This window comes from Akkermansiaceae bacterium (genome assembly GCA_019634595.1).
GTDB lineage: Bacteria > Verrucomicrobiota > Verrucomicrobiia > Verrucomicrobiales > Akkermansiaceae > Luteolibacter.
In genome coordinates, this window is sequence record JAHCBC010000002.1 from 849,916 (window position 1) to 871,738 (window position 21,823).

Below are 21,823 nucleotides of genomic sequence, written 5' to 3' on the forward strand. Positions count from 1 at the left end.
GCTTCAGGGAAAATCCAAGTCGTGGAGAATGAAATCGAACGGGTAGATCCGGCCATCAGACGAGGCCAGGATGGCATTTTCGGGCCGGACATCCGTGGCAATGGCGGAGCCTTTTCTCCAAGTCTGGGTTTGTAGCATGACCAGTTCCGAGGGCGAGGAAAACGGTTCCCACCCCTCAGCTGCCATCCATGCGGACAAGGCTTCATGATCCGGGTTTTCACCGAGAAAAAAGGGCTGGGAAAGCACGAGGAAATCCCCGTTCCCGCCGATGAATTCCAGCTCAAGGCCGGTCGGGAAATGATGCTCCGCGAGCCAGAACCGGACCAGCGATTCGGCCAGCCTCCCCGGACGCAGCGCCCAGCGGCTTTCCGCGTCGCGGTCGATCTTCCAACCGAATCCGGCTTTTCCCGCCGTGCCGAGCAGTTTGACCACCCGCTGGTTTTCCGGATCGCCAAAGACGACCGCTTCGCCGCCACCACCGATCAACGTGAGTGGGCCGGTTGAGTCCGGATCGTGGAAATCGGCCAGACGCAGCGCGAGCGATCTCCCGAACTCCGGCGTCTCGCGGAAAAGGGCGCTCAGTTCGTCTTCGACCTGGCGACCCGCAAGTTTTTTGCCGAAGCCGCTTTGGTCAACGCATCTTCCGGCAGCACGGGTCCACTCCTTGATTCGAGAGTCGCCGAGCGCTGGCGGTTGCGGCGGGTTTGCTCCAGCATTACCTCTGCCGAAACCCACGGCTGATTCTTCGGTGCCATGCGGGAAGGCTAGCACCCGGGACAGGTTTTTCAAAGTGAAATCCGGCCATGTCATCGTGGCTCCATGGTTCCCGGGGAAGAGGTGATTTCAACCCGAATCGGTGGAAGGATGCCCCAGGTCCTGTCACACCAGCAGGTCCTTCACCACATGGCCGTGCACATCCGTCAGGCGGAAGTGGCGGCCGGAGTAGAGGTAGGTGAGGCGTTCATGGTCCAGGCCCAGGCAATGGAGAATGGTGGCCTGGACATCGTGGACGTGGACCGGATTTTCCACCACATGGTAGCCGAGTTCATCCGTTTGTCCGTAGGTCTGCCCGCCTTTGATGCCGCCGCCCGCCATCCAGATGGTGAAGGCGGACGGGTGGTGGTCACGGCCGAGTGAGCGGCCGAGGGAAGGATTGCTCTCCACCATCGGTGTGCGGCCGAACTCGCCGCCCCAGACGACCAGCGTCTCGTCCAGCAGCCCGCGTTGCTTGAGGTCGGTGACAAGGGCGGCGCTGGCCTGGTCGGTCTCCTTGCAGAGCTTGCCGTGGTTTCCGGCGAGGTCGGAATGCGCGTCCCAGCCCTCGTTGTAGATGTTGATGAAGCGCACGCCGCGTTCGATCATCCGGCGGGCCAGCAGGCAGGCGCGGGCATAGGTCGGCTTGTTGATGTCCTCGATCCCGTAGAGTTCGAGGATGTGCTTCGGTTCTCCGGACAGGTCGGTGAGTTCAGGCGCGCTCTGCTGGAGGCGGAAGGCCATTTCGTGGGAGGCGATGCGGGTCGCGATCTCCGGATCCCCGACCGCGTCGAGCTGCGTGCGGTTGAAGTCACCGATGAGGTCGAGCGTCTCGCGCTGGAGCTGGCGGTCCACACCTTTCGGGCTGGCGGTGTTGAGAATGGGGTCGCCGGAGTTCCGGAAGCGGACGCCGGAGTGGACGGTGGGGAGGAAGCCGCTCGCCCAGTTCGCCGCGCCACCACTGATGCCCGCACCGGTGCTGAGGACGACGAACGACGGCAGATCCTTGTTCATCGAGCCGAGGCCATAGGTGACCCATGAGCCGATGCTGGGGCGGCCGGGCTGGAGAAAGCCGGTGTTGAAGAAAATCTGCGCCGGAGCGTGGTTGAACTGGTCCGTTTTGACGGAGCGGACGAAGCAGAGATCGTCCGCGATCTTCGCGGTGTGCGGCAGCAGTTCGCTCACCCATGCGCCGGATTGTCCGTGTTGGGCGAACTTGAATTTGGAGGCCATCACCCCCGCGTCAGGGCGGATGAAAGCCAGCCGCTGGCCGCCGATGACGGACGGGGGCAGGGGTTTGCCATCGAGCTTCTCCAGTTCCGGTTTCGGGTCGAACAGGTCGAGCTGTGACGGAGCACCCGCCATGAAAAGGTGGATCACCGACTTCGCCTTGCCCTGGAAGTGGGCCTGGAGGGGCTGCGGAGCCATGGCGGAGGCGGCGCGGACCAGCGGATTCGCCATCAGGGAGGCGAGGCCGATCTTGCCCAGGCCCAGTCCGCACTCGCGGAGGAACCAGCGGCGGCTGACGGACCCGTGCGGATCGAAATATCGGCTCTGGCAGTTCATGGGGTCAGTTCTTGGTGATGGTTTCGTCCAGATTGAGGAGCACGCGGGCGACGGTCATCCAGGCGGTTTCTTCCGGCGTGGCCTTGTCCGGCATCAGTTCGCCGGACTTCAGTTCACCCTTCCGGATGCGTTCGAGCTGGGCGGTATGGAAGGCGGCGAGCTTCTTGGTTTCATCCGGAGTCGGCGGGCGCGTCAGGCAGCGTTGGAAGGCGTATGCCGCTTTCTCCTCCGGCGTTCCCGGGTGTGCTGCGATCTTCTTTCCGAGCGCGCGGGCGGTTTCGACGAAGACCTCGTCGTTGAGGAGGACGAGCGATTGGAGGGGCGTGTTCGACACCTCGCGGCGGGCGACGCAGGCTTCCCCGGTCGGCGCGTCGAAGGTCATGAATGAAGCGAAGGGCGACGAGCGTTTCGCGAAGGTGTAGAGGCCGCGGCGGTAGCGGTCCTCGCCTTCGCTGACTTTCCAGCTCATGCCGCCGTAGGCTCCCTCCGTGACGCTCGAAGGTTGTGGCGGCCGCACCGAGGGGCCGTAGAGCTTGCCGGAAAGTAGGCCGGACGCGCTGAGGGCGAGGTCCCGGATCATCTCCGCCTCGATCCGCAGGCGCGGCCCGCGGGCGAGAAGGCGGTTCTGTGGATCCTTCTCCAGCAGTTCGGGAGTGACGCGGGAGTCCTGCTTGTAGGTGGCGCTGGTGACGATGAGGCGGTGCAGCTTTTTCATCGACCAGCCGCCTTCCACGAAGGTCACGGCGAGCCAGTCGAGGAGTTCCGGGTGGCTGGGAACCTCACCCTGGAAACCGAAATCATCCAGTGTCTTCACCAGACCGGTGCCGAAGAATGCCTGCCACTGACGGTTGACCGTCACCCGCGCGGTGAGCGGGTTTTCCGGTGATACGAGCCATTTTGCGAATCCCAGCCGGTTCGCCGGTTGGTCCGGGGCGAGGGGAGGGAGGAAGGCGGGCACATGCGGCTGGATCTCCTGGGCGGGCTGGGTGAACTCGCCGCGGTTGTGCAGGCGTGTTTTGCGAAAATGCTCGGTGCGTTCGTGCATGACAAGCGTGCGCTGCGGGGCGAGCGGCTTGAACAGATCACGGATCGGCTTGCTGGCCGCGGCGAGCTGCGGGGCATCCAGAAGGAACTGGCGGAAAAGTTTCGCGTGTTCCTCCTTGGTGAGTTCGGATTTTGCGAGCGCTTCCTCCAGCTCCGGCGGCAGGACGCGGGCGGTCGTCTTTTGTGGCGCACTGGTGGCGGAGATGCGGAACTTGCCGAGGGTGGAAGCATAGTAGCGGCCCATCTTCAGCTCGATGACGAGATCACCGCTGGCGGGCAGGGGTTCCGCAAGCTGGATGACGGCGGTTTGGTCCTCGCCTGTCGCCTCTTTGATCGTCCATCCGGTGAGGTCGTTGCCATCGATCGCAAGCCTGGCATCGCCGGTGGTCGAGCTGGCATCCGCCAGTTTGATGTCCTTGCCATCCGCTTTCACCGTGAAGCCGTAGAGGAAGAAATCACCCGGCGTGCCTTCGTAATACACCTTGCCGGGGCCGAAGCCGGGGAGACGTTTGTCCGTCAGTGTTTCCAGCCGCAGCGCGGTGATGCCCGCCGGAGCGTTCCTGTAGGTGAGGGTGAAGCGGTCGTCTTTCGAGGTGTCACCGGAAACGAACACGGAGCCGTCCGGCTCATTGCTGAGGATGGATTCGTTGGAATCGAGCGCCGTGGCGGTGAGCGTGCTCCACGGCACGGTTTCGGCGCGGGCTTTCTCCAGCCACTGGCCGAACGCGAGATCGACCGCCTGCTGGCGGCGCTCGTCATTCGTGAGCTGTTGCGGTGGTGCGGTGAGTTCCTTGCCAAACGAAACACGGACACGGCCGATGGTGTGATGGGTGCCGAAATTCTGCACGAGGCGCACCTTGAACTCCCGCTCGCCCGGGGTGAGCGGCTTCTCCAGATGAAACACGGCGGCGCGATCTTTCTTGTGGGAACCACCCTCCACCTGCACCGCCCAACCGGTGTCCTCCTTGCCATCGATGGCAGCGGCCACCGGGTAGCCAGACTGCTCCGCATCGGCGGAGGCTTTGGAGAAAGCGATCCTCTCCCATTCTCCGGTGCCACCTTTCGGGCGGGTGAAAAGCTCCAGCTCGCTCAGGACGAAATTGCCATGGCCGGTGCGGCCGGGACCGCCGGAGACGATCTTCTTGTCCGCGAGTGTCTCGATCCGCACGCGGTCGGCATCCGCTGGATCCGCCGTAAGGAGCAGCTCGTAGGTTTCCTTTTCCGGGCCTTGCGCGGTGAACAGCGCCGAGTGGTCGGACTGGATCTTCGGCAGTTCCCCGGAGGCGGAGGTGACGGAAGAGAGGCGTGGAGTGGACCAATCCGCTTCCGCCGGTTTCTCCAGCGGCCACTTGGAAGGCAGTGCGGTGATCATTTTTTCCGCCTGCTCCGCGCGCTTCGCCTCGCGCTCCGGCAGCGTGGCATCCGGCAGGTCGTAGTTGATGTCATCGGCATTGTTGAGGAATGCCATGATGCCGAAATACTCCGTGTGGAGGATGGGATCGTATTTGTGGGTGTGGCACTGGGCGCAGCCCAGAGTGAGGCCCAGCCAGGTGGTCCCGGTGGTGGCCACGCGGTCCGCCATCGCATGGTAGCGGAACTCCAGCGGATCGTTCCCGCCCTCCTCATTGAGCATGCTGTTGCGGTGGAAGCCCGTGGCGGTGATGTCCTCCGCCGTGGCTCCCGGCAGCATGTCACCCGCGAGTTGTTTCACGGTGAACTGGTCGAACGGCATGTCCCCATTGAGGGCACGGATCACCCAGTCCCGGTAAGGCCAGATCTGACGCTCGCGGTCTTTCTCATAGCCGTTGGTGTCCGCATAGCGGGCGAGGTCCAGCCACCGCCGCGCCCATCGTTCGCCGTAGGCAGGGGATGTCAGCAGGCGGTCCACCACCTTTTCGTAGGCGTCCGGTGAGGTGTCTTTGGCGAAAGCCTCCGCTTCTTCCGGTGAAGGAGGCAGGCCGGTGAGGTCCAGCGTCACCCTCCGGATGAGTTGGTATTTTCCAGCTTCGGGGGAGGGCTTCAGATCCGCGGCTGCGAGTTTTCTGCCGATGAATTCATCGATGCCGTGTGGCTTTCCATCGGTCTTCGGGGGGGCGAAGGACCAGTGTGGCTGGTACTCCGCTCCTGCGGCGATCCATTGTTCCAGGATCTTCTTCTCCGCTTCCGTCAGCTCCATCTTCGCGCTGGCGGGCGGCATGCGGTCGTCCGGGTCCGCGGCGTGCAGCCGCTTGATGAATTCGCTTTCCGCGGGCTTGCCGGGGACGATGGCAATCTCACCGGATTTCCCTTCGCCCAGTGCGGCGTTCCGCTCATCGAGCCGGAGTTTTCCCTTACGGGTGTCCTCGTCCGGACCGTGGCACTTGAAGCAGCGGTTGGAGAGGATCGGCCGGACGTCGCGTGCGAAGTCGGGCTTCTCCGCGGCATGGGAAGAGGCGGCGACGGCGAACGCGGCGAACGCTCGTAACGCAGGATGGGTTTTGCGGGACCACATTTTGGGATTTACCATAGTAACCGTGACGCGGCGGGTTGCTTTCATGAATCCCGGATTTTCCCGCGCCGGACTCCAGCCCGCGGATGACACAAAGAAATCGCCGGATCGGGACGTTTGGGGTTCAATGCCTCCCATCATGCATCCAGTCCGCTTCATCCGCTTTTTTCCGGTGGCCGGTTTGGCCGTCGTTCTGTCACTCCCCGCCATGGCGGAACCGCTTCTCAAAAACGGCGGCTTCGACAAGGAACTGGCACCTTGGGAATGCGACGAAGGCAGGATCGTTGAGGATCCCAAGGAAAAGGGGAATTCGCTGCTGGAGGTGGAACTCGACGGCGGGGTTTTCGGGCTGGCCCAGGACTTCAAATGGCCGGCGGGGAAAAAGTCGCTGACACTTTCCTTCCGGGTGAAAGCCAGCGCCGCTTCGAAGGACGCGCCGGTCCAGTGGCGGCTGCGGCTTTACGATGCGGAGGGTAACTCCGAGCTCGCGGCAGGCGGAACGATCACGGAGAGCGGCGGATGGATCACCGTGACGAAGACCATCCAACGTCCGGAAGGAGCCGTCACTTCCCTGATGCTCGAAAGCAACCGTGGTGAAGGGAAGCTGTGGATCGACGATCTGAAACTTGAGTGAGCGGATTTTTCAGCGGGCGAGGTATGGCCGCCAGCCCCGGAGATGGGTGATTTCCTCCGCTCCATCCAGTGCCCGTGGCTCCGCGATGAAGCCGGGCAACGACTCTCCGGATGCCAGTGTCACTTTTCCGATGCCCAGCGGAGCGGGAATCCTGGAAACGAAGTCACCGAATGCGGCGGGATCGAGTGACCATACCTCGACCGCGATGGACGCTCCTTTTTCCGCGTCGTGGACCAGTGCCGGTCGTGCGGGGATCTTTTCTCCGGCAGGCATGGCAAACAACCGGTAATGCGGAGCCGTTTCCATTTTGCAAACGAGGGTGGCACCGCGGTCCGCAAGTTGGTGATGGAGGGCCAGCCCTTCCAGGTGCGCGCCACAGACCACGATGGGGATGCGGACGTTCTCTTCCGCCGGAGATTCCGGAAGCGGCTGTTTGGTGAATGTCCCGGCAAGCCGCAGCAGATCCTCATCCGTCCCGGTGGGGGCGGCGAGGGTCACGCCCCATGGCAGCCTGCCGCCCCGTGCGAATCCTGCCGGGATCGCGACGGCGGCCAGATCCAGCAGGTTCATGAAATTCGTGTATCGCCCGAGCACGGAGTTCGTGCGGATGGGATCGGCCAGCACCTCCTCCACCGTGTAGAGGCAGGGGGTGGTCGGCAGCAGCAGGAAGTCCACCGCCTGCCAGATGCCCTCCGCATCACGGGCGTGTTCACGGAGCTTGTATTGCGCCTTGAAAGTCGCGGAGGCATCCCAGCCCTTGGAGTTTTCCAGAATGGTTTTCGTCACCGGGTGGATGGCATCCGGATGGGCGGCGACGAAGTCACCGACGGCGGCCCAGCGCTCCGCCACCCACGGGCCTTCATAGAGCAGCTTCGCCGCTTCCACGAATGGAGTGAGATCGACTTCCACGGCGGTGCCGCCCATTTCCTCCAACCTGCGGACCGCGTCCGCATAGAGCGCGGGGGTATCCGGATCACCCGCGAAATCGAGCGCTGCGGGGACGCCGAACAGGAAACCCTCCGTCTCCAGGGAAACCGGTTCGACATCGCGTGAGAACGGATCGGCCGGATCGAACACGCCGATGATTTCGGAAATGATCGCCGCATCCTCCGGGGTGTTCGCGAACACGGAGACACAATCGAGCGAGCGGCAGGCGGGAACCATGCCACGGTTGCTGACGAGTCCGCGGGTCGGCTTCCAGCCGATGAGGTTCTGGAACGCGGCGGGCACCCGACCCGACCCGGCGGTGTCCGTGCCGAGCGAGAAGGCACAGAGTCCGGCGGCGAGAGCGGTGGCGCTGCCGGAGCTGGAACCTCCCGGCAGGTAGGCCATGTCAAAGACATTACGGGGAATCCCGTAGGGAGAACGGACCCCCACGAGGCCGGTGGCGAACTGGTCGAGGTTCGCCTTTCCCAGCGGGATCGCTCCCGCGCCGCGCAGCAGCCTCACCACCTCGGCGTCCTCTGCCGGGGTGTGGGAAAACTCCGGGCAACCGGCGGTGGTGGGCCAGCCGGCGACGTCGATGTTGTCCTTCACCACGAAAGGGATGCCCCACAGCGGGAGATCGGCCGGCATCGCCTCCACCTCTGCCGCTAGCCCGAGCCATTCCTCCTCCGCTGGCAGGTGGATGAAAATGGCCGGGTCGTTGTGGGCTTCGATCCGCTTCCGCAGCAGGGAGACCATGCCGGTCGGCGTCAGGGTTCCATCGGCATAGCTCTGTCTCAGGGAAGGAATGGTCAGCATGGGCGGTCAGAGGATTTTGGCGATGAGGAGGGGCTGGCCCGCTTTGACGGGGTTGCCTTCGCTGGTGAGGACTTCGATGATCTCCAGCATCTCGTCGGACTTCACCGGAATTTCCATCTTCATCGCCTCCAGCACAATCGCGGGATCGCCTTCGGCAAGTTTGTCCCCGGGCTTCACCTCGATCTTCCACACATTCCCCGTCACCGGGCTTTCCAGGACGATGGCACCTTCCGGGATCGTGATTTCCTGGTCGTCGGCTGTCTCCGCCTCCGCAGGGGAATCCAGGTGCAATCCGGCGTCCTCCCACCGCTGGCGTTCGTCGGCGAAGGCCTGGCGCTGGGTGGCGCGGAAGGCATCGATCTCGCCGGAGTGGATCTCCAGAAACGTCTCGTAGTCGGCGTAGCGGAAGACCGTCGGCTCGACGCGGATGCGGTGGCGGCCGAGCGGTACCTCCTCGCGGAGCTGGAGCAGTTCCTCCGGTGAAACTTCGTAGAACCTGAGCTGGTCGAAGAACCGGAGCAGCCACGGCTTCTCGAAATCCGGTGTCTGCCGCCAGCGGTTCCACATCTGGATGGTGCGGCCGGTGAACTGGTAGCCTCCCGGTCCCTCCATGCCATAGACGCAGAGGTAGGCACCGCCGATGCCGACGGCATTCTCCGGTGTCCATGTCCGGGCGGGGTTGTATTTCGTCGTGACCAGACGGTGCCGGGGATCCAGCGGGGTGGCGACGGGCGCGCCGAGATAGACATCACCCAGTCCCATGACCAGATAGCTGGCGTCGAAGAAGATCCGCTTCACGTCATCGATGGAATCCAGGCCGTTGATGCGGCGGATGAATTCCAGGTTGCTGGGGCACCATGGGGCCTTCGGGTTCACGCCAACCATGTAGCGGCGGATCGCTTCCTTCGTGCTCGGGTCATCCCAACTGATCGGCAGATGGACGATGCGGGCGGGTACCTCGATCTGTTCCAGCGGGGGCAGCGCGGCGATGCCGTGGCGGATGGTTTCCCGGAGCGTGTCGCGGGAGATCACCGTGCTGTCGAAATGGATCTGCAGCGAGCGGATGCCGGGTGTCAGGTCGATGATGCCTTTCAACTTCTGCTTCTGCAGCCATTGGTAGACGACGTGGGCCTTGAAGCGCAGCTTCAGGTCGAGGAGATGCGGGCCGAACTCGATGAGCAGGTAGCGGTCCCCCGCGCGGCGGATCACCACCTTGTCATCCCCTTCTCCGAAGGAGTCCAGGATCGCGGAGTGGAGATCCAGCGGAGCGGGTTCGGGGTCAGGCAGGGTGTCGATGCCACCGTCGAGAAATCCGGATACAGCCTCCCCCTGGCGGTCCGCCCACGCCTCGTCCACCGGGATGAAAGTGATCCTGTCACCCGGCCGGAGCTGGCCGAGCTTCCACAGTTCCGCATCCACCACCACGACCGGGCAGACGAAGCCGCCGAGGCTGGGGCCGTCCGGGCCGAGGATCACCGGCATGTCCCCGGTGAAGTCCACAGCGCCGATGGCGTAGGCATTGTCATGGAGGTTGGACGGATGAAGTCCTGCCTCACCGCCATCCGTGCGCGCCCACTTCGGCTTCGGGCCGATCAGCCGGACCCCGGTCCGGGCGGAGTTGTAGTGGACCTCCCATGAGGTGGCGAAGAAGGTGGTGATGTCCTCCGGGAGGAAAAATTCCGGTGCGCCGTGCGGCCCGTAGAGCACGCCGATCTTCCAATCGCGGGTGTAGGGGATGGGAGATTGATTATTGGAGATTGGAGATTGGAGATTGGGAGAAAAGATGCCGATGACATCCCCCGGCAACAGCGCCCTCCCTCCATGTCCTCCGAACCTTCCCAGCGTGAAGGTGGATTTACTGCCGAGATAATCCGGAGCCTCGATGCCTCCGGCGATGGCGAGGTAGGCGCGCAGGCCGCTTTCCTCGATTTTTCCGATCTTGAGGGTGTCGCCCGCAGCTACGGTGAATGCCGTATTCGGAGCGACGGATTCGCCGTTCTTCAGGATCAGGACGGGCGGCCCGGCGATGGCGACGGTGGCGGCGGTGTTGAAGCGCAGCGACGGTCCCGCCATCGTGATCTCGAGGGCGGCGGTGCCGTCCGGATTCCCGACCATGCGGTTGGCGCGGCGGAAAGTGAGGGAATCCATCGGCCCGGATGGCGGCACGCCCACCTCCCACAGCCCGGTCCGGCCCGGCCAGTCCTGGATGGTGGTCATGGTGCCGCTGGAAAGGACGTCGAAGGTGGTGGGATGGTAGCCGAAGGAGGCCATGTCCCGCATGGCGACCCCGCCATCGGTGAACGGCTGCCAGCGCGCCACCTGCCGGAGGTAGCGCAGGTTCGTCTCAATCCCGGAAACGCGTGAATCATCCAGAGCGACCTGCAGATCACGGATGGCCGTGGTGCGGTCCGCGGAATGGACCATGATCTTTCCGAGCAACGGGTCGTAGAACGGACTGACCTCCGTCCCGGCGGAGATCCAGTGGTCGGTGCGGGTGTTGACGGGAAACTCCACCTCCGTGAGCAGACCGGCGCTGGGGCGGAAGTTCTGGTTGGGGTCCTCCGCGTAGAGCCTGGCCTGGATGGCGTGGCCCTTCGGCTCCGGTGCCGTTGCGGGAAGCGTGAAGGTCGGATCGAGCGCGAGCCGAGCCATCCACTCCACCAGGTCGATGCCGGTGACCAGCTCCGTCACGCCGTGCTCCACCTGGAGCCGGGTGTTCACCTCCAGGAAATAGAACTCGGTACGGTCCGCATCGTAGATGAACTCCACCGTTCCGGCGGAGCGGTAGTTGAGGCTTTTCCCCAGCTCCACGGCGGCATGGTGCAGCGCGGTGCGGGTCGCGTCCGAAAGGAGCGGGGCGGGCGTTTCCTCGAAGACCTTCTGGTTGCGCCGCTGGACCGAGCAGTCGCGCTCACCAAGCGCCAGCACATGGCCGTTGCCGTCGCCGAAGATCTGCACCTCCACGTGGCGTCCGCGCTGGACGTAGCGTTCCAGGAAGACGGCTCCGGAACCGAAGCTGCGCTGGCTGAGCCGGACCACGGACTCGAACTCGCGGCGGAGCTCCTCTTCCGAATGGCAGATCTTCATGCCGATGCCGCCGCCACCCGCGGTCGATTTCAGCATCAGAGGATAGCCGAGCTTCTCCGCGGCGGCGATGGCGGCGTCCACATTTTCCAGCAGGTCGGTGCCCGGGACCAGCGGCACACCCGCGTCTCCGGCGAGGCGGCGCGCCTCATGCTTCAGGCCGAAGGCGATGATCTGCTCCGGCGTCGGTCCCAGCCAGCGGATGCTGTTGTCCTCGCAGAGCTTCGCGAATTCCGTGTTCTCGCTGAGCAGGCCGTAGCCGGGAAAGACGGCGGAGGCCCCCGCCTCCTTGGCGATCTCCAGCAGCCGGTCCTTCAGCAGATAGCTTTCCGAAACCGGGCCGGGGCCGAGGCGGTGGGCTTCATCCGCCAGATCGACATGCGGGGAGGCGGCGTCAGGATCGGAATAAACGGCGATGCTCTGGTAGCCGAGTTTTTTGAAGGTGCGGATCGCCCGTGCGGCGATCTCCCCCCGGTTTGCGATGAGGATTTTCGGGGTCATTTTTTCAGGAGATCGAGACTTCGACCGGAGTGGGGTTCCAGCCGTTGCAGGGGTTGTTGAGCTGGGGGCAGTTCGAGATCAGGCAGACCACATCCATGCGGGCCACCATCTCCACGTAACGTCCCGGGGCGGAGATGCCGTCGGCGAAGGTGAGTCCCCCGTCCGGGGAGACCGGCACGTTCATGAAGAAGTTGATGTTGCAGGTGATGTCGCGCTTCGTGAGTTCCACGTTCCACTCCTGCGCACCGCGGATGAAGCTGTCCCGGCAGGCGTGCATGCACTCCTTGTCATGGGCGTAGCGCATCGTGTTCGACTCGCGGGAACACGCGCCGCCCAGCGTGTCGTGGCGGCCGCAGGTGTCCTCCGTGATCTCCAGCATCACGTTCCCCTCCGTGCTCATGAGGCGGGTGCCGGTGGTGAGGTAGAGGGACGCCTGCTCCTGGATGGTCTGGTCCGCGCTGTAACGCTCCGTGGGATCCGCCGCGCTGAAGAAGAGGGTGTCCGCGGCCTGGTTTCCCTCCAGGTCCGTGATGCGGAGCGTCTGGCCCTTTTTGATTTCGTGGACCCACCAGTCGCCGGCGGGGATGACGTGCTTGTGGCTCATGGTCGTGAAAGGGCGAGGAAGGTTTCGTTGTTCTCGTGGGCGCGGAGGTTCTCGGGGCGGATGGCCAGCGAAGGATCATCCGGGGAGGGCGGAGCGCCGCCGGAGATCTGGAGCTCAACCTCGGTCGGGCGGTAGGCCGGAAGGGGATCCAGCGGGTGCTGGCAGGTGTTCAGGACGACCAGCGTGTCGAGTTCGAACCGCAACTCGATGTGGTCGCCGGGTTTCGAGTGGCCGGGGACGAAGCTGAGTTTCCCCGCCTCATCCGCCACCACCTTGCTGAAAAGGTTGGCGTTCGGAACCAGATCCTTTTTGCCGAGGCCCCACTTGCAGAGTTCGATGAGAAAGCAGTCGCGGGCATTCCGGTTCCAGTCGTTCCGCGCCTCCTGGTAGTTGTGCTCGCCGTATTTCTTCAGAACCAGCGCCGCGTTCGAGTGGCCGCAGACGGTGTCATGCCAACCGACGCTGTCGGAGGTGATGGAGGCCAGCAGCCGTCCCATGTCCGAGTGCAGGCAATAGGGCTCCCGCAGGTAAAAGATGTGCTGGCCCTTCAGGGTGTCCGGCATGTTGTAGCGTTCCTGCCGCTCCGTGGCGTGGTAGAGGAGCATGCCGACGTTCGCTCCGCCGGAGAGGTCGGTGAGGCGCAGGCGCTTGCCGCGCGAGATGATGCCGGACCACATGCCGGCTCCGGTGAGCGTGCGTGTGAAAATGGGATTCATGGTGGATGTCATGGGTGGGAAAGTTTCAGGCGTCCTTTTCGTCCGGCTCCGTCTGGATGGGCGGCAGCAGGGTGCGGGTGAGATTGAGGCGGCCCGCGATCATGCCTTTGATGCCGAGCAGCTTGTTCGCGATCATCCGCAGCCGCTTCGCCGGACCCTGCACCAGGATCACCTCCATGGTGCAGGAGTTCTCAAGGAACACCTGGAGGGAGCTGATGACTTCGCGGATGTGCTCGTGCTGGATGTCGGTGATCTGCTGTTTGATGCCGGTCCTCTTGTGGTCGTAGAAAAGGGTGATGGTTCCGGCCATCAGCGAGTTCCCCTTCAGGCTGTAGTAGTCGGAGATGTGCTGGTTGAGGACCTCGGCGATGGCATGGGAGCGGTTGACGAAACCGCGTTCCTCCATCAGTTCCTCAAACTGGTTGTGCAGCTCGTCCGAGATCGAGATGGTGACCCGATGGGCGAGTTTTTCTTTCGGTCGGCGGGCGCTCGGCATGCGGATCCCTGCAAAGCACGAACCCTGCCGGATTCAGGAATTCCGGAGAAATCGTATGATGAATGTGAAATGATCATCATACGATCCCCGGAGGCTCATTCGACGTTGTCCTCCACGTTGGTCAGGCGGGTGAAGGGCAGCTTGTCGAACACCGGTTCGGCATGGTCATCCTCCGGGTGGATGATGGTTTCGAGATGGCTCTTGGTGGCGAGGAATTCGGGCGAGCGGAGCTGCGAGTGGTCCCGCGGACGGGGGACGGGAACCTCCAGCACTTCCCGGATACGGCCGGGCCGGGGATCCAGGACGAGGATGCGATCGGAAAGGAAGATCGCTTCATCCAGGTCGTGGGTGATGAAGAAAATGGTGATGTCCACGTTCTTCCAGATCTGCAGGAGGTAGGCCTGCATCTGCTGGCGGGTCTGCGGATCCAGCGCGCCGAACGGTTCGTCCATCAGCAGGATGCGCGGCTCGTTGGCCAGCGCACGGGCGATCGCGGCGCGCTGCTTCATGCCACCGCTGAGCTGGTGGGGATAGGAATCCGCGAACTTGTCCAATCCCACGAGGGCCAGCCACTGGCGGGCTTCCGCTTCGTTGGTGAAGTCGCTTTTGCCTGCCATGCGCGGTCCGTACATCACGTTCTGCTTCACCGTCAGCCATGGGAAAAGCGTGTAGCTCTGGAAGACCATGCCGCGGTCACGGCCCGGACCCGTGATGGGTGTGCCATCGACCAGAACCTGTCCGGCGGACGGGGTTTCCAGACCGGCGAGGATGCGGATGAGCGTGGATTTCCCGCAGCCCGACTGGCCGAGCACACACATGAACTCCCGGCGGTGGACTGTCAGGTTGATGTCCTGCAGCGCGGTGACTTCTCCTGCCTTCGAGTCGAATCTCTTGTAAAGTCCGTTGATCTCCAGAATGGGTGGACGCTGGTAGATTTTCCCGAGCCTGGCTTTCACCGCAGGGGACTGGTCGAGATGGGAAAGGGTTTCCATCGTGCTCATTGCGGGAGGTTTCCGGAAGCGGGCGCGGCTGCCACCGGTGCGGGTTTGGATGGCTTGATCATCCGGATCATCGCAGGCACTCCGGAGAGGATCTTGTCCACGATGCCTTTCTTCGGCTGCTCCACCCATGGGAAGAAGTAGCGGGAAAGATGGGCCAGGATCTGGTCCATAAAGAAGCCGGACAGGCCGATCATCAGGATGGCGGGATAGACGATGTCGAACTGGAAGCGGCGGCCGTGGGTGTCGATGATTTCCGCCAGGCCGCTCTTGAAGCCGAGGAGTTCCGCGATGACCAGCCAGGTCCAGGCGGTGCTGAGCAGCAGGCGCAGATCCTTGTAGAGGTTCGGCAGGATGCCGGGGACGATCACCGTGCGGATGAGCTGGGCACGGCTGGCGCCGAGGGTCTGTGCGGCCTCCAGCAGGGACGGGTCCAGGCCGCGGGTGGTCTTGGCGATGGTCAGGATCGCGCAGGGCAGGGTGCCCAGGAAAACCAGCATCACCTTCGGTCCCATATCGAGGCCGAAGATAGCCATCAGCACCACGCCGAACGCGGGGGCGGGCATGTAGCTGAAGAAGTTCACGAACGGTTCCGTGAGCTTCGAGATGAAATCGAATGTCCCCGCGAGGATGCCGATCGGGATCGCAACCGCGATGGCGAGCAGGAAGCCGCAGATGATGGTCCGCCATGACTCGCCGTAGCGTTGCAGCAGCGTCTTCCGCTCGGCTCCGGTTTCGGTGTCATCGGCCTTCTTCGCCGTGATGCCTTTCCAGAAAGAGCGGGCAACGACATCCGGCGGGACGAGGAAGACGGGGCGGGAAACTTCCTCCGCCGCCTGTGGCAGCAACTTGAGCATCGGCTCCGTCGGCCAGCCGGTTCCGGCGGCGGAGAGCATCTCGGCATTCGCCTTCACGATGGCCAGGTTCCCGTCGGTGACGGGCTCCTTCTCCGCTTCCAGTTTTCCGGCGGCGAGGTCGATCCAGGTTTTCCGCAGGGCCTCGTCATCCATTTCCTGCCCGCGGGTGAGCCAGCCATTGGTGACGGCGATGGGGTGGATCTGGCGGACGATCTTTTTTCCCTGCCGCGCCGTGGCGGTGGCGGCTTGTCCGGACTCCCTCGCGGAGAGGATTTCTCCGTTGTCCTTTTCGACGGCATCCTGGAATTCCTTCCACGTCTCCGGGGTGAGGCGGTTGCCCGTGGTATAGACGCTCTGCAGCCGGGTGGTTTCCGCCGGGATGGTGATCTGGTAGGCGACCTTCCACCACGGCCCGTAGGCGGCGGCGCACCAGATGAGCAGCGGGAGGATGAAGGAGCACACCATCAGGAACGTGGCCCGGGTGTGCCCCAGATCTTTCCTCACCGCCCACCAGTCTCCGGAAGAAGCGAATTTCATGCGGGGCGGGGATGGGGAATCACTTCCCGAAGACTTCCTTTGAAAGCGATGGGTCGAAGTAGGAGTCGATGTCGCTCGGCTTCTCGTAGACTTTGAACTTCACGTTGAAGTCATCGACGATCTTGGAGGAACCGTAGATGGAACCGAGTCCGTCCGCCTTTTCCCACACCTTGAGCACTTCCGCGGGGCTGAGGATTTTCGTCCCGTCCAGCAGCGGTTCGTATTCGGCGGGTTTGACACCCACCCGTTCGGAAAGGATGGCGAGCGCGTCGTCCAGGTTGTCTTCCTTGGAAAGGTATTCGGTGATGCGGCCCCAGACCTTCACCACCTTGAGCCAGTCGGCGCGGCGGGACTTCACGCTGTCACGGTCGCAGAAAAGCCCGTCGTAGATGAGGCCGGGAACGTCCTTCGAGGTGAAGACCGGCTTCGACCCGGGGACCAGCTTGAGGGCCTGTCCGGAGTTCGGCTGCCACGCGGCGATGGCATCCACCTCCCCGGAGGCGAAGACCTGCGGGGTGTTGTTGGTGGGCGTGTTCTTGATGGTGATGTCCGCCTCCGCCATGCCGTTCAGCTCCAGACCTTTCAGCAGCAGCAGATGCTCCACGAAGCCTTCCTCCAGCGCGATCGTCTTGCCCTTCAGATCCTTCAGGCTCTTGTATTCCTTCTTGGCGACGATCATGTCGTTGCCGTTGGAGTAGTCGTTGATGAGGACGCAGACGGACGGCTTTCCGGTCGCTCCCGTGACGAGCGCGTCACCATTGGTCACGCACACCGCATCCAGCTTTCCGGCGGCATAGGCTTCCATGGATTTGACGTAGTCCATCCAGACGAAGTCCACCTCCACGCCTTCCTCCTTGAACCAGCCCTTCTTGATGCCGATCTCCCATGCGACCCAGCCGGGCCAGTCCGAGTAGCCGATTTTCAGCGGTTCCGCGGCGAGGTTGGCGAGGGAAGTCAGCGCGGCGAGCGCTGCGGCTAGGATCGTTTTGCTCAGTTTCATGGAGTGTGTGGCGTGGGGTTCGCGGACTCCCGGGAGGAGAACCGATACCGCCCCGACTAAGCATTGGTCATGCCACCGGCTCCGGAGATGACCGGGATCGTCATACGATCAGGTGCTCCGGTTCATACCGTCCCGACCTGCGGGGAAGCGGAAAATCGCACGTTCGCCAGAGTGAAAAGGGCGGGAAGCGAAAACTCGACAGCAGGTCCCACGTTTTAGGAGAAGTATCCAACCCAATGAGAGATCCCGAAAACCCCGGGGCATCGAAATCCCTTTCTGCCCGCGTTCTGCCGCCCATCGCGTGGGCGCTTGTCCTCACGGCGGGAGGTCTCGCCGGGGCGGCGGAGGAAACGGTGACCTTCAATTCCCACATCCGGCCGATCCTGTCGGACAAGTGCTTTTCCTGCCACGGATTTGATAAAACGACGCGGGAGGCCGGACTGCGGCTGGACACCGCGGAGGGGGCCTATGCGCCGCTGGAGGATGATTCCTCGCTGCATGCGATTGTGCCGGGCGACCCGAAGGCGAGCGAGGTCTGGCGGCGGATCACCACCAAGGACGAGGATGACGTGATGCCGCCGACGGATTTCCACAAGCCGCTCTCGCAGGATGAGATCGGGCTGATCACCCGCTGGATCGAGCAAGGGGCGAAGTATCAGGAACACTGGTCCTTCGCGCCGCTGGTGAAGCCGCAGGTTCCTTCCACCCGCCATACGGACAAGGTGGCCAATCCCGTCGATTCATTCGTGCTGGCGAATCTGGACAGCCTGAAAATCCAGCCCTCTCCGGAAGCGGACAAGGCGACGCTCCTGCGGCGGCTGTCGCTGGACCTGACCGGCCTCCCTCCATCGCCGGAGGAAGTCGCCGCCTTTCTGGCGGACACCCGGCCGGAAGCCTACGCCGCCCAGGTGGACCGGCTGCTGGCGTCCCCGCACTATGGCGAGCGGATGGCGGTGCCGTGGCTGGATGTCGTGAGGTTCGCGGACACGGTGGGGTACCACGGTGACCAGAACGCGCGCGTTTTTCCCTACCGCGACTATGTGATCGACGCCTTCAACACGAACAAGCGGTTCGATGTATTCACCATCGAGCAACTGGCGGGTGACCTGTTGCCGGATGCGACGGATGAACAGAGGATCGCCACCGGTTTCCTGCGGCTGAACCTGATGACCCGCGAGGGCGGCGCGCAGCCGAAGGAATACATGGCGAAATCCCTCGGCGACCGGGTGCGGGCCGTGGGCGCGGCGTGGCTCGGCCTGACGACCGGCTGCGCGGAGTGCCATGACCACAAGTTCGATCCTGTCACCGCGAAGGATTTCTATTCGCTGGGCGCTTTCTTCGCGGATGTGCGGCAGTGGGGAGTGTATGCGGACTACGGCTACACCCCGAACCCGGACCTACCGAAGGTGAACAATGACTGGCCCTTCCCGCCGGAGATTCAGGCACGGAATACGGCGCTGGTGAAGCGGATGGGATCGCTGAGGACACAGGCGGCGATGACGCTGGCGGAAACTCCGAAGAATGAAACTTTCGGACCATGGCTTGCCGGTGCGAAGGCGTTTATCGGGGAATTCCCGGATGGCTGGAAGCCGCTGGCGGATGGCGAGGCTTCATCGAAGCTGGAGACCCCGGCGGAAGTGCTGCCGGATCATTCGGTCCTGCTGACTGGTGAGGCGAAGAAGGATGAAGTGGTCACGGTGCGCTTTCCCTTGGGTGGCCAGACATTTTCCGCCATCCGCCTTGAGGCATTGCCCGATGAAAAGAATGCCGGAAAAGTCGGGCGCGGGATGGATGGAAAGTTCTCCGTCACCCCCACCTACGCCATCGGGGAGAAAGTCCTGAAGCTGGCCTATGCCCAGGCGGACCGCAGGACACCGCACAAGTATTCCAACGGCAGCCACGATCCGAAGCTGGAGGCGGAATGGCGCTCCGCCCCCGCGCTGTGGGAGGAACCGCAGGATGCGGCGTCCCATCCACAGACGGCGATTTACCAGCTCGCGGAGCCATTGGTCGCGGGAACGGATGATTTCCTGACCGTCACACTGGCGACCGCGGATCTCGGAAAATTTCGGATCAGCATCACGCCCTTCGGCGATCCCATCCCCGGTGAGCCGCAGGCCATGTCGCCGGAATTTGGCAAGGCGTTGCAGGCTGCGGCTCCCGGATCGGAGGATGAAAAGCTCCTGATTGCCGCATGGGCGCGGGCAACGGCGAAGGACGCCGCATTGCCGGAGGAGTTCCGGAAGCTGCGCGACGAGATCATCGCCTGCCGCGCGGGCTACGCGCACTCCGTCGTCGCGCAGACCCTGCCCGCTGACAAGACTCCGGCGGTCCACCTCCTGCCGCGGGGCGATTGGATGACCCAGGGCGAGGAGGTGCAGCCGGCGGTGCCGGAATTCCTTCCCCATGCCTCCGTGCGGAAAGACGGTGGCCGTCTGAACCGGCTGGACCTGGCGAAGTGGATGGTCGCGGAGGAAAACCCGCTGCCCGCCCGCCACTTCGTGAACCGGCTGTGGAAACAGTTTTTCGGCAAGGGACTTTCCAACGTGCTGGATGACATCGGCAACCAGGGTGAGTGGCCCGCGAATCCGGCGCTGCTTGATTGGCTGGCCTCGGAGTTCCGCGAATCCGATTGGGATGTGAAGCACTTGGTGAAACTCATGGTCATGAGCGGCACCTACCGTCAGGAATCCGGAAAGCGGGCGGACCTTGCGGAACATGATCCCGCGAACCGGCTGCTGGCAGCCCAGTCGCCGCGGCGGCTGGATGCGGAGTTCGTGCGCGACAACATCCTCTCCATCTCCGGCCTGCTCCCGGGTGATTTCGTCGGCGGGCCGAGCGTGAAGCCCTACCAGCCCGCCGGCTACTACGCGAACCTCAACTTCCCCCAGCGCGACTACGCGGCAAGCGCGGGCAGTGACCAATACCGGCGCGGCCTTTACACCCACTGGCAACGGACGTTCATGCACCCGATGATGGCCGGGTTCGACGCGCCAAGCCGTGAGGAATGCTCCGCGGACCGCCTCCAGTCGAACAGTCCCCAGCAGGCGCTGATTCTTCTCAATGATCCTTCGTTCATCGAGGCGGCGCGCGCATTCGCGGCCAGCCTGCTGGAGGAGGCTCCGGCCGCCACCGACGCGGACCGCATCAAGTCCGCGATTCTCCGCACGCTCGGCCGCGAACCCCGCGCGGGAGAGGTGGAGGGACTGGCGAAATTTCTCAACGGCCAGCGCGCCAAGCTGAAAGCCGGGGAGGACAACCCGGAGGAGTTCCTGAAAGTCGGGCAGTGGCAACCCGGCGCGACCTTTGAGCCGGTGGAACTGGCCGCATGGACGCAGACCTGCCGCGTGCTGCTGAACCTGCACGAAACCTTGACCCGCTACTGAGCCATGCACCCATTCGAACGATACCAGCAGGACTGGAGCAGGCGGACCTTCCTCAAGCAGAGCTTCGCCGGGCTGGGAAGCCTCGCGATGTCGAAGCTCATGGGCGCGGAGTCGCTGCCCTTCCTCCAGTCGCAGGGAGGCCTGCACCTGCCTGCAAAGGCAAAGCGCGTGGTGCACCTCTGCATGGCCGGTGGTCCGTCGCACCTGGAGTCATTCGACCCGAAGCCGGTGCTGGACAGGCTGAATGGCCAGCCGTTTCCGGAGTCCTTTACCGCGGGCCAGCAGCTCGCCCAGCTCCAGGGGGCGAAGCTGATCGCCCGCGGGTCTTTCACGAAGTTCAGGAAATGGGGCGCCTGCGGGACGGAAATTTCGGAGTTGTTCCCGCACATCGGCTCCATCGCGGATGACATTTGCGTGGTGCGTTCGATGGTGACGGAGCAGATCAACCATGATCCCGCCCACGCCTTCATGAACAGCGGCTCCATCCTGAAGGGTCGGCCGAGCATGGGTTCATGGTTGCTTTACGGGCTGGGGGCGGAGTCTCAGGACCTGCCCGGCTACGTCGTGATGGTGTCTCGGGGTGTGGAGCCGGACCAGCCGATCTCCGCGCGGCAGTGGAGCGCGGGCTTCCTTCCCAGCAAGTTCCAGGGGGTGCAGTTCCAGAGCAAGGGAAGTGCCGTCCACTACGTGGGGAATCCGGACGGCATCTGCCAGTCAACCCAGCGGCAGGTCATCGACGAGGTGCGGCGGATGAACGGCCTGCTGGACGGGGAGCGCATCGACCCGGAGATCGACACCCGGATTTCGCAATACGAGATGGCTTTCCGGATGCAGGCGTCCGTGCCGGAGCTGACGGACATGAAGAACGAGCCGCAGCACGTTCTGGACATGTACGGAGTGAAGGAACCCGGCGACGGATCATTCGCCAGCAACTGCCTGCTCGCGCGGCGGATGCTGGAGCGGGGCGTGCGTTTCGTGCAGCTCTATCACCGCGGCTGGGATCACCACGGCGGCATTGAGAAAAAGATGCCCGCCACGGCCTTGCTGACCGACCAAGCCTCCGCGGCGCTGGTGAAGGATCTGAAACAGCGCGGGATGCTGGAGGACACGCTGGTCATCTGGGGCGGCGAATTCGGCCGCACGCCAATGGGGCAGGGGAGCGGCCGGGACCACCACATCCGCGCCTTCAGCATCTGGATGGCCGGTGCGGGCATCAAGCCGGGCATCGTCGAAGGTGCGACGGATGATCTGGGTTACAACTCGGAAAAGGACATCGTCCAGGTGCGTGACCTCCACGCCACCATGCTCCACCAGTTCGGCATCGACCACGCGCGCTTCAGCACGAAGTTCCAGGGACTGGACTACAAGCTGACCGGGGTGAAACCCGCCTTCGTGGTGAAGGGCATCCTCGCCTGA

At 63.6% G+C, this 21,823-nt stretch carries 14 protein-coding genes; 3 read left to right on the plus strand and 11 right to left on the minus strand.

All coding sequences use genetic code 11. The features are described from left to right. Nucleotides 1-3: 3 nt before the first annotated feature. From KF712_09485 to KF712_09495, 3 genes are all read right to left on the minus strand, one after another. Entirely contained in the window at nt 4-771 is a 768-nt protein-coding gene (locus tag KF712_09485; GenBank protein ID MBX3741209.1) for a hypothetical protein, read from the minus strand. 108 nt (nt 772-879) lie between these two features. After that, on the minus strand, nt 880-2,319 hold the full coding sequence (locus KF712_09490) for a DUF1501 domain-containing protein (GenBank protein ID MBX3741210.1): 1,440 nt from the start codon (nt 2,317-2,319) through the stop codon (nt 880-882). Between the two features lie 4 nt (nt 2,320-2,323). Next, entirely contained in the window at nt 2,324-5,854 is a 3,531-nt protein-coding gene (locus KF712_09495) for a PSD1 domain-containing protein (protein MBX3741211.1), read from the minus strand. 205 nt (nt 5,855-6,059) lie between these two features. Here KF712_09495 and KF712_09500 point away from each other — a divergent pair, with 205 nt between their 5' ends. Next, nucleotides 6,060-6,485 (plus strand): hypothetical protein, encoded by a 426-nt coding sequence (locus KF712_09500; protein ID MBX3741212.1) that lies wholly within the window; start codon nt 6,060-6,062, stop codon nt 6,483-6,485. A gap of 9 nt (nt 6,486-6,494) precedes the next feature. Here KF712_09500 and atzF read toward each other — a convergent pair whose 3' ends face one another. The 8 genes from atzF to KF712_09540 all read right to left on the minus strand — a co-directional run bounded on the left by atzF (nt 6,495) and on the right by KF712_09540 (nt 17,021). Continuing rightward, complete coding sequence (atzF, locus tag KF712_09505) at nt 6,495-8,228, minus strand: allophanate hydrolase (GenBank protein MBX3741213.1); 1,734 nt, start codon at nt 8,226-8,228, stop codon at nt 6,495-6,497. A 6-nt stretch (nt 8,229-8,234) separates the two neighbouring features. Continuing rightward, on the minus strand, nt 8,235-11,813 hold the full coding sequence (uca, locus tag KF712_09510; protein ID MBX3741214.1) for an urea carboxylase: 3,579 nt from the start codon (nt 11,811-11,813) through the stop codon (nt 8,235-8,237). A gap of 4 nt (nt 11,814-11,817) precedes the next feature. Further along, entirely contained in the window at nt 11,818-12,417 is a 600-nt protein-coding gene (locus KF712_09515; protein ID MBX3741215.1) for a DUF1989 domain-containing protein, read from the minus strand. After that, complete coding sequence (locus KF712_09520) at nt 12,414-13,133, minus strand: urea carboxylase-associated family protein (GenBank protein ID MBX3741216.1); 720 nt, start codon at nt 13,131-13,133, stop codon at nt 12,414-12,416. Before KF712_09520 ends, KF712_09515 begins: the two co-directional genes overlap by 4 nt. A 25-nt stretch (nt 13,134-13,158) precedes the next feature. Beyond that, nucleotides 13,159-13,629: a nickel-responsive transcriptional regulator NikR gene (nikR, locus tag KF712_09525; protein ID MBX3741217.1), complete on the minus strand. Its 471-nt coding sequence runs from the start codon at nt 13,627-13,629 to the stop codon at nt 13,159-13,161. Nucleotides 13,630-13,724: 95 nt separating this feature from the next. Continuing rightward, on the minus strand, nt 13,725-14,630 hold the full coding sequence (locus KF712_09530) for an ABC transporter ATP-binding protein (GenBank protein MBX3741218.1): 906 nt from the start codon (nt 14,628-14,630) through the stop codon (nt 13,725-13,727). Beyond that, nucleotides 14,627-16,021, minus strand: a complete 1,395-nt coding sequence (locus tag KF712_09535) for an ABC transporter permease (protein MBX3741219.1) — start codon at nt 16,019-16,021, stop codon at nt 14,627-14,629. The genes KF712_09530 and KF712_09535 overlap by 4 nt, the downstream gene beginning before the upstream one ends. A 19-nt stretch (nt 16,022-16,040) precedes the next feature. Further along, nucleotides 16,041-17,021, minus strand: coding sequence for an ABC transporter substrate-binding protein (locus KF712_09540; protein ID MBX3741220.1), 981 nt, complete (start codon nt 17,019-17,021; stop codon nt 16,041-16,043). A 236-nt stretch (nt 17,022-17,257) separates the two neighbouring features. Between KF712_09540 and KF712_09545 the strand changes: the two genes are divergently transcribed. Continuing rightward, nucleotides 17,258-20,407 carry a PSD1 domain-containing protein gene (locus tag KF712_09545; GenBank protein ID MBX3741221.1) on the plus strand — a complete coding sequence of 1,050 codons (3,150 nt, stop codon included), beginning with the start codon at nt 17,258-17,260 and terminating at the stop codon, nt 20,405-20,407. A gap of 3 nt (nt 20,408-20,410) precedes the next feature. Beyond that, complete coding sequence (locus KF712_09550; protein ID MBX3741222.1) at nt 20,411-21,823, plus strand: DUF1501 domain-containing protein; 1,413 nt, start codon at nt 20,411-20,413, stop codon at nt 21,821-21,823.